This window comes from Rickettsia japonica YH (assembly GCF_000283595.1).
GTDB lineage: Bacteria > Pseudomonadota > Alphaproteobacteria > Rickettsiales > Rickettsiaceae > Rickettsia > Rickettsia rickettsii.
On sequence record NC_016050.1, the window covers coordinates 469,015 to 483,247 of the forward strand.

Sequence of the window (14,233 nt, forward strand, 5' to 3'; positions counted from 1 at the left end):
ATTATTTTAATAGATTGAGATTTAATGCCTTCATTAAAGTCAAGTAAACGATACAATAAATATACTATTTTGCAAGTAGTGCCTGCTCTAGTTTCAGGAGGGGTTGAAAGAGGTACTATAGAAGTTGCAAAATATCTTAAAATTCTCGGTCATACTCCTATCATAATTTCAGCAGGCGGTACTCTAGTTAAAGAGTTAGATAAGGAAGATATATTGCATATTGACATGAATAGTAACAGTAAAAATCCTTTTGTAATTCTGAATAATGCAAAATTGATAGCAGAAATAATCAAAAAATATAATGTTGATATAGTTCATACAAGATCAAGAGCACCGGCATGGAGTTCATATCTAGCAACAAAATGGACAAATGCTAAATTTTTGACTACCTTTCATGGGGTTTATAATATTCCGAATAGTTTTAAAAAATATTATAATAGCATAATGCTAAAAGGCAAGAAAGTTGTTGCCGTGTCTAATTTTGTAAAACAACACTTGCTCGAAAACTATAAAATTGATGAAGATAAAATAGTAGTAATTGAGCGTGGAGTGAATTGTGATTATTTCGATCCCGCAAATTTAACGTCGGAAAAACTTGAAAAATGTTGTGATAAATATGATGTACCGAGTAACGTGCCGATAATATTAATGCCTTCTAGAATGACAAGCTGGAAAGGACATCTTGTTCTAGTAGAAGCATTAAGTAAATTAAAACATAGAGACTTTTATTGTTTAATGGTCGGTGATATATCTAGACATCCCAATTTTACTAATAGAGTAAAAGAGCTTATAGCTAATCTAAAACTTCAAAATAAAATTCAAATTTTCGGTAATGATTCGGATATAATAAACCTATATGGGATTTCCGATATTATCATTTCTGCCTCAATCGAGCCTGAAGCTTTCGGGCGTACTATTATAGAAGGGCAGGCGATGGAGAAGCTTGTTATTGCAACTAATATCGGCGGGGCAGTAGAGACAATAAATAATAATATAACTGGTTTCCACGTAGAACCAAATAATGCCGAAGCGTTAGCACAGAAAATCGATTATTGTTTCTCGATTTTAGGTACTGATATTGCTAAGAAAATCCAAGAAGCGGCCAGACATACGGTAATTAATCATTTCTCTCTTGATCTGATGCTAAGAAAAAACCTTGAAATCTATAAAGAAATCTTAAAAAATTCCCATAATTGAACATCTAGATTTAGTATATATTCATGATAAATGAAAAGTAGTCAAGTATATAGGGTTGAATAGAATAGCTATTCTCCTAATAATTTTATTTCAGCATACAAATCTTCAAGATTTATATACTGATCATAAAAATTATTATAGTCATGAGATTTACCATCATGATTCACTACAAGCATTAAAGTTTCCGGTAAAAATTCTTTTAAAGTTTGTTGTGCATTTTCTATAGATATTTTATCAAGATTAGCAAATACCTCGTCTAAAATTAATATTTTAGGGTTTGAAATTATAGCTTTAATGATTCCAATTTTTTTCTTTTGACTTGCCACTTGGTGCATTTATTACATCATAATTTTTATCACTTAAGTGCGTAATTAATATACCTAGATCTAATTTTATAAATAGTGTGTTAATTTTTTCTTCTAATAATTGCTTATTACTTTTAATTATTGATTGATCAAGGCCGGAGGTTATTATTTCAAATAAAGTAGATTAAATCGGTATGTAACTATTCTGATCAATAAATATTATTTTTGGATTTTGATAATGGGTAGGTATGGCAATTTCACCAACGCTATGGCATGGATCAGCAATACAATTGACTAAACTCTTTAAAAAAGTAGTGTTGCCTTTTCCTAAGGAAGCTGAAAGAAGATCATGTGCTCATAGTTTGAATACTAATTTTTCAAAACTCAAAATAGTGCTTTCTTCTATAATTAGGTTATAATCAGCAATTACAAGTTCATCGTTTGTATCATTAGTAGACCATGTTATTCCTTTTTTATTCTCAGAAGAAATTGCCTCTATTAATTTTATAATTCTCGCTTGTGATATAACTGCTCCACTAAAGATTATTTTTCATGAGGAACTTGTTAAGAATGATTTTAAGGTTTCAAGCCAAGGATTAAGTAGTAGAGCTTGCTCAGTCGTAATCTCTCCATTTTTTACTTTATAAATATAGTAAAGTGATTGAATTTATCGGAGATATCTAGTACAGTAGTTATAGTATTTTTTGTGCTATCTAAAAACAACATTTTCTTTGATATTTCTTTTTTAGCTTTAAGTTGCTTGGCATATTGATTTTGTACAAATTGAGCAGAATCAGTTAACAAGATATTTGAAGTATTAGAGGATATATTTCTTACTATAGAAGCTTTATTTTCGTTAATTTTCTCTGTTTCTTGCCTGTAAGAAATATCCAGTTGATATAATATATTTAAAAATCCTTGCTTAATATTTTCAAACGCATTAAATATAATAGCTCCTGGAACTAAATTCATTATATCTTGCAATGCAATAAGCTGTATAATTTTTTGAGTGGTTAAATTCCCTAATTGTAAAATTCCAATAGTGAAAGTATTATTAAGAAGATTTTACTTTTATATTCCTCGTTTAGTAACAGTTCTAAAGTTTTTTGTTCGATTAAATCTTGAGTATTTTGTGTTAAAGAAGCTTTATATGATTGGAATAGTGTGCTGATTATATTTTTTCCACACCATAAAATACTGATTTTTGCTCCTTGAGAAACAAGAGGTCCTATAGCAGCATTAGAGTCCTGTATGAGTATGTATTGCCATCATTTCCGGTATAGTTAATAAAACTACTATTTATGTATGCTTCAATTAAATTTAAAATCCTTGGGTTTACATCTTTAATTTCATTTTTTGAATCATTTTTAAAATTGTTAGAAAGTATATTAGGATCAATTACCCTAATATTAGGAGTTAAGTTTATCTGAATTGCTTGTAAATTTTCCTGATAATTTAAGAAATCAGTCCCATAATATGCTAAGCCTACTATTACAGCTGTAGAAGTTAAATAAATTGGTACTGAATAATTAGGAAAAGTTGTGATGAGATTTGTAGTAATAGGGTAGATTAAACTTCCTTTAAATGTGGCAGAAGTAAGATAATGTTTCTGAAAATATCCTTTGGTTATTAAGATTTCATCAGCAAGAGTTGCCGAAACAAAAAGACTACTTCCTGTTGTCCCATTTACAATAAAACCAGTTATACCTTTAATTATTAAATGCGTTCCATATGCTAACTTCTTGGAAAAGGTAGAATCAGCATTATTTTTATTAAAAATAGATATCGTTATTGTGAGTGGGCGTTGTTGTGTGTATCGAAAAAGGCACTCGGTGTTATACCGTGGTTTGACCACGGTATCCAAAAACAACTGAAAAACTGATCCACGCAGCAATACCTTTCGAACGATTGAAAGTAGCGTGGCACCTCCATAAAAATAATAAAAAAATGCTAAAAATTAGCATTTTTATACTTCCTTGCTTCGTCAAAAATTACAGTTTTTTCTTAGCTCAGACGTTAAATTCTTAACTAATCTATCTTTAATAAACGCTACTGAATTAGGTGATAAGTTGTATTATAGTATAAAGAAAAAACGTAGGTGTAGGGAAGAAAGTAAAAAGGCAGATAAATAAAACCTGCCTTTTTATAATTATTAACGGGAATATAACTCGATTACTAAATGCACTTCTGCTTCAAAAGGATATGGGACATCAGAAAGAGCAGGAACTCTTAAATATTTACCGGTTAATGAAGGTACATCAAATGATAAATACCCCGGTGTTGTTTGACCTTGTTTTGAAACGGATTCTTGGATAAGCGGTATTTGTTTTACGGATTCTTTAACTTCTATAACATCGCCTGCCTTTAGTCGTATGCTTGCGATATCGGCTTTCTTACCGTTTAATTTAATATGCCCGTGTGAAACTAACTGTCTTGCAGCAAAAATAGTTGGAGCTATATTCATTCTATAAACTACAGTATCAAGTCTACTTTCAAGTAACCCAATGAAATTTTCACCGGTATTACCTTTCATTTTTTGAGCAAGTGCAAAAATATTTCTAAATTGTTTTTCAGTGACACGACCGTAGTGGCATTTCAATCTTTGCTTAGCTTTTAAATGTAAACCATAATCTGAAGTTTTAATCATGGTATTCTGCCCATGTTGCCCGGGACGATAATTTCGTGTATTGAAAGCATCCTTGCTATCACCCCATAGACTTACTCCGAGTCTTCTACTAGCTTTATATTTAGAACGAACAATTTTTGTCACTGATAATATCCTTAACTTATTATTTATTATTTGAATTACAAAAAAATATATACATTTCTTGCATCAAAGTCAATCATTGATTTTTAACCTAAAACTTTTTATATTTAATTAAAAAATATTTCATATGAGTTCTTTAGTAAGACCAATCAATTTAGGTAAAATCAATCATTCACAAAGTACTGTTAAAGACTATATTTTACTTATGAAACCGCGTGTAATGTCGCTTGTGATTTTTACGGGTTTTGTAGGTATGTGGCTTGCTCCTTATTCCGTGCATCCGTTTATTGCTGGTATTGCAGTTGTTTGCATAGCTCTTGGGGCAGGTAGTGCAGGGGCAATTAATATGTGGTACGATAGAGACATCGATAGCTTAATGAAACGTACCCAAAAAAGACCGATAGTAAGAGGAGTTATAGAATCTGATGAAGCTTTATCTTTTGGTTTGATAACGGGATTTTTTGCAGTATTTTTTATGGCTTTATGTGTTAATCTACTTGCATCCTTTTTACTGCTATTCACTATTTTTTATTATATATGTATTTATACTATCTGGTTAAAGCGTCGTTCTATACAAAATATCGTTATTGGTGGAGTATCGGGAGCCTTACCTCCTGTGATAGGTTATGCAGCGGTAAGCAATACTATATCTCTAGAGTCGATTATATTATTTTTGATTATTTTTATTTGGACGCCGCCGCATTCATGGGCTCTTGCTTTATTCTGTAACGATGACTATAAAAACTGTAAAGTACCGATGATGCCTGCAGTAAAAGGGACTTTATATACTAAAAAACAAATTCTAATTTACAGTATTCTTTTATTTATTGTTTCGCTAATGCCTTTTTTTATTGGAATGAATAATTTTATATATTTAATAATTTCTGGTATTCTTGGGGTAGTATTTCTATATTATGCCGGTTCTTTATTCTATGACACCCCTGATAACAAACAAGCTAAACGATTTTTTGTCTATTCGATATTTTACTTGTTTTGTATATTTTTACTTTTGTACTCAACTAACACTATATCCACTATTAGCTGAGAGATAAATAGTGTTGGGTTACTTTTATGGAAGATAAAATTGAAACCCAATTTGAAGAAACATATCATAAGTGTATTTTCATGCAAGTGATTTTTTATTTATAACTGTAGTTTTTAAATTTTATGCTTTTGTTTCGTAATTTTGATAAGTAGGAAGAGTTAGAATATCATATAGTATTTTATTCCATGGGAGCAACCTGTCATGCAACACACTCCATCGTTGGAGAAAACTACTCTTAATACCGGCTTTATAACGTACCGCCTTGCCTCCATATTCTCTTACTTTATTTTCCTGTATAATTTGGTTGCCAAATTAAAGCTTCACTCTCTAATCTATTTGGGGCAATATTTCTTTCATGCTGCTTATCGTTATGCGTTAAAAATATGCATTCCGCTTTTATCAACGGTTTATATTGGTTATTTATGTATTGAGCTAAATCTTCAAATAACTTTGCATATTCGGTAAGCCAGCCTTCATAAGCAATAATAGGAGCAAAGTTTAGATGAACTGCGTAACCTGCTTCAATAAAAATATTCACCGCTTTTATTCTCTCGATAATTGGACTCGTTTTTGGCTCTAATATCTCACTCATTCTTGCCGGCATCAAACTAAATCTAATCCTTATTTTGTTTTCATGATTAAAATTAAGTAATTTAGGATTGACATATTTAGTAGCAAAAGTTGCTTTAGCACGTGGATCTTCTTTAAAGAAATTAAATATCTTTAACCAATTAGTGTGTTTCCAATGCAAACGTACATCGGTAGAACAACCTATATCATATGTCCAATATTTAGAATCTGTTTGATTGGAAATTTTAGTCGGTAAATTTGCTATATGTTTATCCAATACGTCAAATATTTGATCTATATTTTCATTGATATATAATGTCTCATAGTTATGACGCATAACATAACAATAACTATTGCTGCAACCTCCGGCACAGCCATACATGAAGTTAGGCGTTATGTAATCAGCTGATCTTCCATTAGGACATACGTGCAAAGCTTTCGTATTTTGTACTATTTTCTTAATCATACGATTTTAAATTAAAGTTTATTTAAAATACTTACTTAGCTTTACAAACTTCAGATTTATTTACTTACATTGAAATTGTAGTTATAAATTATTAATTACAAATATATCATAAGTTATGGAAAAGCCAAGCTATCTAAATTTTGATAATAAAAGTTATAAAGGGAAAAATGATATTGAGTATCGTAAATGCCCGGAAAGCTATAGAGTAGGTAAAGGTGAGCAAGGAGTATGCATTTGTCAACCATATAAAAATGAAATTTTGCCTTATTGGAAGTTTAAAACTTCTGAAATTGCTAAAGAAAGTAGTGAAAAAATATCGCGATCTTCATAACAGATATCCAATATCAAGAAGAAAAAGACAATCTACAAAAATTCATTGAAATTGATCCTGAAGAACTTTCAAATTTTATTGAAACTTATGATAAAACTGAAAAATATAACAATAGAGAAGCTGAAATTTTTCATAGTTTAAGTTCTGTTTTAATGGAAAAACAACAAGATAATGCAACTAAATCATTAAAGAAAGCTATTGAACTAGATCCAAGTAAAGCATACTATCACGAAGAGTTTTTTAATAAATTACATAAAATAAATCCGGAGGAAGCACTCGCTTCTATCAAAAGAGCTATAGGGTTAAATCCAAATAGAAAATCATTATATGAAGCCCTTATTATTTTGCTGAAAAAGGCAAATTATGATGAAGAAGCAGCAAAAATTACTCAAGTAATTCCAGATTTCCCTAAAAACATATCTAATTTGGTATTAGATACTGAGGAAACAAAGGATGTGTATCCAATTAGGTTTGGCACAGGAATAACTGTATCAAAACGTGGGTATTTATGAGTTTTGCACTGTCATCTAGTTTGCTTGCTAACTAAGTCTAGAAAAAATAACTTCAACATTGTTACTACACTATATTATATGTTGTGCTGGATGATGACATAGAGAGGAATAATAAGTCACACAACACCCGTGACGGTCACATTAAAACAGTTTCTTCAATCCTTTTTGTAGAAGCTTATTCACAGGATCTGCTTGTTGTTTTTCCTGCAGAGGGCTGCTTTGTTCCTCTGTATTTGTATCCTTTTTCTTTCTGAGACCCAAAGCATCTTTAATAATATTTTCAGGTTTCTTCTCTCCGCTTTTTAAGTCTTTAATAACGCTATTAAATACGTTTTTAACTAAATATGTTTGAAAGGCTTGAACGTCTAATTTATGCTGCGGATTATTTATGAATCCGTATAATTTAACGGCTATAGGCGGTAAATCCGCAATAGTAACGCTTGCACTAACATCCATCATATATTGTGGTAAGTTAATTTGACCTCTTGCATTTGTTGTGGCAGGTGAAGCATCTAAACTACATTCATTTAAATTAAGCTTGCCTTGCGTTATATTTCCGCTGGCAATTAAATTTTTAAAAGATGTGGATCCGCCACTAAAGGAGCTGCTAATAAGTCGCAATACTCCTTCGGTATTTTTAGCATTATTTACCGCATCTGCGATTCGGTTTAAATCAAATCCGCTTATTTCCCCGTTATCGCTATTTACGTTAAATTGTCCATTTAGATTATTAACATATGTATAAACGCTATTACCGTGAGAAGTAAGATCGGCTTTAAAGCTTAGTCGCCCATCAGTTATTTTTATTTTATCCGATTGCGGAGTGAAACTTTTGAGATAGGCATTTTTTAAATCGATTTTAATTGCAGCGTTTTGATCTTTGGCTGAACTCACATAACCGGTGCTACTTAGTTCGCCACCGTAAATGCTTGCATTAACTGAAGTAATATTCAGCGTGCCGCCAGTGATATTTAATTTTGCTTTTAAATTATTTATGATTAATGAGTCGTTAGTTAATTTATCAATATTTGCGGATAATTGCCCTTCAATTTCATTTAAAAAACCTAAATTAATAGGATTATTTGACCAACGAGAATTATTTTTATCTGTAGGTATGTTTTGAGTAGCAGGACTATTAGTTTTATTTGGAGCAGGAGTAGGACTATTACTTGTAAGAATTTTATCCAAATTAACTAACGGACTATATAAGTTAAGATTAAAATTGGGCTTCTGAGTTGCTAAATTAATATCTCCTTTAATAGATATATTAGTATTAAAAGCGGATATTTTATTATTAATATGGAAAGTATCTTTAATTTTTTGCACTCCTCCGTTTAACTGCAATACTCCAATCTTACTTAAATTACTTACTCCCATAAGAGACATAAACGACTCAAAATTATTAATTTTTAGATTGTGCGAAATAGTTATATCTTGTGCTAAATTTTTAAGCTCAATATTTCCCGTTAGATTACTATTGGCAGCCGATAAATTAATATTTTGTAATTTTATTGCTTGAGAATTACTAATTACATTAGAAGTAAGTATAAGTTTTTGGTTAATAATAGACGGTAATTTATCGGTCTTTAGTTTTAGAGCATCAAGTATAGGTTTTAAACTATCAGTTTGTAGAATAATATTTGTCTTATCTAAATTAGAGCTAATTTCGGTTATAATGTTACCGGGATTGATAATAATATTTGATTTTAGGTTATTACGCTCTATATCATAATTTGCATTTGCTAGTAATTCTATATTTGGATAATTAAGTCTAGCATCTTTAATAGCTATATTTTTACTATCGGCAGTAATTGCTGTAGTTAGCTCGTAGTCATTGTGTAAATCAGCAGGCATACCTAAAGTTTTAGTATTACCTTTAATATTTGCGTTACCTATGAACGAATTATTTTTGCTATCAAATTTTCCTTTGATTTTAATTTTTTCACTGGCAAGATTAATATTGGCACTTAATGGAATTATTTTACCGATTTCTTCAATATTTCCGTCTATATTAATTTGCTGTTCCAAAGCCTTTAAAGTTAAAGTCAAATCTATAGGACCTTTAATGCTTTTAATTTTAGTCTCTAAGTTAATATCGTTAAATATTTTCTCACTGTTTTTTGCTATATATATTACTTTGCCGTCTATAATTTTAAAATGACTAATCAAAATAGGAAGTGCTAATTCAGTTTTAGTATCGGTAGATTCTACAGGGCTAATTTCATTTGTTTTGGATGCATTATTAGGTGTAGAAAATTGCCAATTTTTTTGTCCATTACTTAAAACTTCTAGATTTATAATCAGTTTTTGCAGTTCTATAGAAGCTACTTCAATTGCTCCTCTAAAAAGAGGAAAAAGTCGCAATGACGCTTTAGCACCTTCAATGGAAACTAGATGAGGTTCTTTTGTACCGTTTATTGATGATAATTTAATTTCTGATAGTGATATTGCGGGATTCGGTAGTAAAGCTAATTTTATGTCGCCGTTAATAGTTAAATCTCTATTTGTAGCCTCTTTAACTTTATCTATTATTATTCCTTTATAATGATTTAAAGGAATAAAGAAAGGAATAACAATTAATAATAATATTATACTTATAAATATAATAAGTGAGTATTTTAAAGTTTTAGGCATAGAGCTTAATCTTCTATTTATATACATATATTAATTATAGTATTTAAGAATTAATTGTCAATTTTATATAATTTACTCAATTAAGGATTGAAATAATTATATTCTATGTCATTCCCACGAGGCGTTGTTGCGTGGACCGGTAAAACCCACTGTGTCACCCCGTGGCTTGACCATGGGGGCCATAAAAACAATAAATACTAATAAATTTAGTATTTTTAACTGGATCCCGTGGTCATCACGCCACGGGATGAGACAGTGGTGAATTAAGAATCGTAGGGTAAAGAAATTGAAAACTACGGTAAATTATTCAAGCTTCTCTTTGATAATTTAAAATCACATAATCTTTAGTTATAATAGGAAAAAATTCTTTATTGAAAGGTAATAATTCGGTTGTTTGATCTGAAAATTCTATTTCAATTATGTCACCGGCACCAAAGTTAAGAATATTTTTAATTTTGCCTATTTCTTTATGATCTTGGTTTAATACCGGTAAATGAGTTAAATCCGCTATATAAAATTCATCTTCTTCTAGTTCCGGTAAACTTGCTCTTAAGCAAAATATTTTATAACCTTTTAAATTTTCAGCTTCATTTCGAGTAGCTATATCATTAAATGTACAAATTAATTCTCCTTTTGCATTTTGGCTAATTAGCTTAATATGTATATTTGCTCCTGACTCATTTACTAAATTTCTTTCAAGTATTTTTGTAGCAGGGTCGGTAAAAGATTTTAACATTACATGACCTTTAATTCCATGACATGATTTTATTACACCGACTAAAATTAAATTTTCTAAAGAATTCATGAATTTGCCTTTAAATTTTGATAATTATATATAATAATATATTTAAAAACTTTTTTACAGACATGATAAAAAAAATAGCTGCCGGCGTCATAATTTGTTTCTCATTATTGTTATTTATAATGTTTGGTGCATTATCGTTTGTTAACTATAATTCGGTTACTAATAATTTTACCAGTCATTTAGGAATTGCGAAAGAAAATATCGGAAAAATAAAGATGAATAAATTTCCTTTGTCCTATTTAGTTATTGAGACGATAAGAGAAGAAGGAAAGTTAGATTTAGAGCAGATTAAAATTCATTTTTCGTTGTGGTCGCTTATAAAATTTAATCCTAAAATTAATAAAATAGATATATTAGATGCTAAATTTTATTCACATTCTCATGTATTAAATATTTATAATCATGAAGAGTTAATAAAGAATTTCTTTAAATATAAATTACAAAATATAAATCTAAATGTTACTAATCTAAGTATTATTAATAAACAAGATTATTCTATTTTAAATTTTAATAATTGTATATTAAAAAAAGAAAATGCTTTATCGTCTAATTACATATTTAAAACTACAAGTAACTATATAGGTAAAATTTCAGGTTCAATTAATAAACGTGACGATATAGTAGATTTTAGTCTTAATATTGATAATAATGATTATGGTTTTAAGTTATCGCAAATTTACAAAGATTCTAAGCTTACTAGCGGTAGTGGTGAATATCAGATTAAAAATTTAGCATCGGTAGTGTATAATATATTACCGGATTTAAAGCATCTTTTTAATAAATTTAATCAACATGAGGCAGTAAACGTTAAATTTAATATTTCAAATAATGAAGATGAAATAGAGCTAAAAGACATAGTAATAGCATCGTCTTTTATTATTGGTCATGGATTTGTTAACATTGCTAAAAATGATAATATTACTACTAATGTAAAACTAGATTTTCCTAAAATAGATTTAAGTTCATTAATTTCTCCAAATGCAGAGGTAACATTTAATACTTCTTCTTCAAATATTAGATTTATTTTTGCCGATAAATTACTTAAAGCAGACGTGGCAATTAACGAAATAATTTTAAGTAATAATGAAGCACTAGAAAAAATAGTCTTTTCTTCTAACTTATCAAAGGGTACTTTAAAGATAAATGAATTTTCAGGTAATATTAAATCAGGTGGAGAATTTAAGCTTACAGGTAATGTAACACAGAATGCCGTTAGAAGTATGTTTGATGGACAGCTATATTTAAAGCACAACGATATAAATTCGTTACTGAATATTTTAGGATTTAACGACGTTACTATTAAAGAAGCTATTCCTTTTAGCTTGTCATCGGATTTAAAACTCACTTTAATAGATTTATTTTTTAAAAATTTATTACTCAAAACAGATAATTTAAATTTATCAGGAAATTTTTCTAGTAAATTTATTGCTCAAACACCTCGTTTAGACGCTACGCTTAATATATCTTCGCTTGACTTAAGCAGTAGAACGTATCCAATAATTTCGCCGCTTATCGAATTTACAAAAAATTTAACTAAAGATATGAAAGCTCTAGATTATCCAAGTAAATTCATCCCTATTAGAACAATAGGATATTTAGCTCATTTAGATATTCTGATAGATAGCGTTAAGTATAACGATCATGTATTTGACAAAATGAATTTGCTTGCTAAAATCTTACCAGCTAATATAAAAATTAGTAATTTAGATTTTAAAACTGCTAACAGCTATTTATCAACTAGCTGGAACTTAGATGCATCGAGTGTATTACCGTCTTTAACCGTAGAAATTAAGGACGGTAATCTTACGACTGATTTATTATCACCGGCAGGAATGCTTAATTTAAGAAATAAATTAATAAATGATTATAGTTTAGATAAAGCTACCTTACAAGTTTCCGGTACATTGTCGACATTATTACAAAATGATTTAATATTGAAAAATGTTAAATTTTATGTAGCAAATAATAATAATTTATTACAATTTAATAATATTGAAGCAGAATTATTAGGCGGTAAGCTTCAAGGTAACGGCAATATTTTATTAAAACCTTATGCTATAAATTTCGTATATGCTTTAAATGCAATAGATTTAAACAAAGTTTCAGCTCTTATGCCTAAAATATTTACTGCAAGTGGTGGAAAAATAAGTATAAGCGGTAGTTTAGGAACTAACGGTAACACTCTTCAAAGCCAGCTATATAACCTGACTACAAAATCACAATTTGCTATAAACAATATAGATGTTAATAATTTTGCAATTGATTCTTTTATAGAAAAAATTGATACAGCTGATTATAAGGTACAAAATTTAGATAAAGATATAAATAGTGCTATAACCACAGGACAAGAAAATATTAGAGGTATAAGCGGTGATATTGAACTGCAAAAAGGTATTGCCCTTTTAAAGAAAGTAAAATTTGCAACACAATATAGTAGCGGTGCGGCCTCTTTTGCAGTTAATATATATAATTTTGATATGGATGCATCTAGCATTTTATCATTTTACGTGCCGGCAAGGCTTGTTAAGTTAAATACCTCAAATACAAGTTCTGATAAAGATAGCTTGGCACATCTTAATATAAAAATGCAAGGGAGTATTTTTGCTCCTAAGAAAACTTTTGATAGTAGTGAGCTAAAAAAATTACTTATACCCCAAACAACTGAAGACACAACCACTACAGATAACCATTAAAAAATAAAAATAAATGACTAATACTAAAACTTTAGAAGCAAATATTAGCTTTGAAGAAGCTTTAAAAGAGCTTGAGGAAATTGTTAAAAAAATAGATAACGGACAAGAGAGTCTAGAGACGGCAGTTAATAGCTTTGAAAGAGGTATTTTACTTAAGAATCATTGTGAGAAAAAACTAAAAGAAGCTCGGTTAAAAATTGAAAAAATTACTAAACTTGCTGATTCTACAGTAGTCTTAGAAGAGACGGAAGTGTAGTGTTGACATAAAGCATACATTGTACTAACATCATAAGATGACAAAGAAATATAATTATAGCTTTTCTGCTGAAAAAAATTATAAGTTAATAAGTGAGCGCAAGGTAAGTTTTGAAGAAATAATATCAGTTATAGAAAGTAATTGTTTATTGGATATAATAGAACATCCAAATCCTAATAAATATTCAAAGCAAAAAATGTATATAGTTAAATTTAATGAATACGCCTATTTAGTGCCTTTTATTATTGAAGTTGATGGAACAGTTTTTTTAAAGACTATTATTCCACGTCGCAAAGCTACTCAGAAATATCTAAAAATAGGAAAAAGTAATGAGAAATAAAGAGAATATATCAAATATAATACTAGATGCTGAAGAAAACGCATTGCTGGAGTCTTTTGAAAATGATGAATGGCAAAGAATTAAAAATTTTGAACAAGAGAAACATATAGCACAAGTGGCAGCAGCTAATTATTTAAAAAAAGATACTCGAATAAATATTCGTATTTCTAGTAGTGATTTAATGAGAATAAAACAAAAAGCTGCTTATGAGGGATTACCTTATCAAACTCTTATTTCTAGTATATTACATAAATATTCAGCAGGACATGGTTAATAATACCTATGTAATCATATAATTGACTTTATCTATAC

Annotated in this window: 15 protein-coding genes; 8 read left to right on the forward strand and 7 right to left on the reverse strand. The window is 29.3% G+C overall.

Going from position 1 to position 14,233, the window contains the following annotated elements; all coding sequences use genetic code 11:
* The first annotated feature begins 24 nt into the window (after positions 1-24).
* Complete coding sequence (locus tag RJP_RS02500; RefSeq protein WP_014120698.1) at positions 25-1,197, forward strand: glycosyltransferase family 4 protein; 1,173 nt, start codon at positions 25-27, stop codon at positions 1,195-1,197.
* A 68-nt stretch (positions 1,198-1,265) separates the two neighbouring features.
* Here the strand turns inward: RJP_RS02500 and RJP_RS10320 are convergent, their stop codons facing one another.
* The 4 genes from RJP_RS10320 to rpsD form a co-directional block, all read right to left on the reverse strand.
* Positions 1,266-1,532, reverse strand: a complete 267-nt coding sequence (locus tag RJP_RS10320; protein WP_225981197.1) for an ATP-binding cassette domain-containing protein — start codon at positions 1,530-1,532, stop codon at positions 1,266-1,268.
* Between the two features lie 606 nt (positions 1,533-2,138).
* Positions 2,139-2,474: a hypothetical protein gene (locus RJP_RS10325; protein ID WP_014014166.1), complete on the reverse strand. Its 336-nt coding sequence runs from the start codon at positions 2,472-2,474 to the stop codon at positions 2,139-2,141.
* A gap of 256 nt (positions 2,475-2,730) precedes the next feature.
* Entirely contained in the window at positions 2,731-3,357 is a 627-nt protein-coding gene (locus tag RJP_RS08620; protein ID WP_225981198.1) for a hypothetical protein, read from the reverse strand.
* 297 nt (positions 3,358-3,654) lie between these two features.
* Entirely contained in the window at positions 3,655-4,272 is a 618-nt protein-coding gene (gene rpsD / locus RJP_RS02520) for a 30S ribosomal protein S4 (protein ID WP_010977111.1), read from the reverse strand.
* Positions 4,273-4,396: 124 nt separating this feature from the next.
* On the opposite strand from rpsD, the gene cyoE reads away from it, so the two are divergent.
* Positions 4,397-5,314: a heme o synthase gene (gene cyoE / locus RJP_RS02525; RefSeq protein ID WP_014120700.1), complete on the forward strand. Its 918-nt coding sequence runs from the start codon at positions 4,397-4,399 to the stop codon at positions 5,312-5,314.
* Positions 5,315-5,597: 283 nt separating this feature from the next.
* Here cyoE and RJP_RS02530 read toward each other — a convergent pair whose 3' ends face one another.
* Positions 5,598-6,350: an SPL family radical SAM protein gene (locus tag RJP_RS02530; RefSeq protein WP_014120701.1), complete on the reverse strand. Its 753-nt coding sequence runs from the start codon at positions 6,348-6,350 to the stop codon at positions 5,598-5,600.
* Positions 6,351-6,465: 115 nt separating this feature from the next.
* Here RJP_RS02530 and RJP_RS02535 point away from each other — a divergent pair, with 115 nt between their 5' ends.
* Together RJP_RS02535 and RJP_RS02540 are read left to right on the forward strand one after the other, a co-directional pair.
* Complete coding sequence (locus RJP_RS02535; RefSeq protein ID WP_037215300.1) at positions 6,466-6,681, forward strand: DUF4385 family protein; 216 nt, start codon at positions 6,466-6,468, stop codon at positions 6,679-6,681.
* A gap of 152 nt (positions 6,682-6,833) precedes the next feature.
* A complete protein-coding gene (locus RJP_RS02540; RefSeq protein WP_014120702.1) occupies positions 6,834-7,193 on the forward strand; it encodes a hypothetical protein in 360 nt (119 codons plus the stop codon).
* A gap of 141 nt (positions 7,194-7,334) precedes the next feature.
* Here the strand turns inward: RJP_RS02540 and RJP_RS02545 are convergent, their stop codons facing one another.
* Together RJP_RS02545 and rimM are read right to left on the reverse strand one after the other, a co-directional pair.
* The gene (locus RJP_RS02545; RefSeq protein ID WP_024704509.1) at positions 7,335-9,827 is read right to left on the reverse strand and encodes an AsmA family protein; all 2,493 of its coding nucleotides are present in this window, start codon (positions 9,825-9,827) and stop codon (positions 7,335-7,337) included.
* Positions 9,828-10,134: 307 nt separating this feature from the next.
* Complete coding sequence (gene rimM, locus RJP_RS02550) at positions 10,135-10,632, reverse strand: ribosome maturation factor RimM (protein WP_012719604.1); 498 nt, start codon at positions 10,630-10,632, stop codon at positions 10,135-10,137.
* Positions 10,633-10,694: 62 nt separating this feature from the next.
* Here rimM and RJP_RS02555 point away from each other — a divergent pair, with 62 nt between their 5' ends.
* From RJP_RS02555 to RJP_RS02570, 4 genes are read left to right on the forward strand one after another with little or no spacing between them, the layout of a single operon-like run.
* A complete protein-coding gene (locus RJP_RS02555; RefSeq protein WP_024704510.1) occupies positions 10,695-13,325 on the forward strand; it encodes an AsmA-like C-terminal region-containing protein in 2,631 nt (876 codons plus the stop codon).
* Positions 13,326-13,338: 13 nt separating this feature from the next.
* Entirely contained in the window at positions 13,339-13,581 is a 243-nt protein-coding gene (locus RJP_RS02560) for an exodeoxyribonuclease VII small subunit (RefSeq protein ID WP_014014175.1), read from the forward strand.
* A 37-nt stretch (positions 13,582-13,618) separates the two neighbouring features.
* Positions 13,619-13,921 (forward strand): hypothetical protein, encoded by a 303-nt coding sequence (locus RJP_RS02565; protein WP_014120705.1) that lies wholly within the window; start codon positions 13,619-13,621, stop codon positions 13,919-13,921.
* Complete coding sequence (locus RJP_RS02570) at positions 13,911-14,195, forward strand: CopG family antitoxin (RefSeq protein WP_014120706.1); 285 nt, start codon at positions 13,911-13,913, stop codon at positions 14,193-14,195. The genes RJP_RS02565 and RJP_RS02570 overlap by 11 nt, the downstream gene beginning before the upstream one ends.
* Positions 14,196-14,233: the final 38 nt, after the last annotated feature.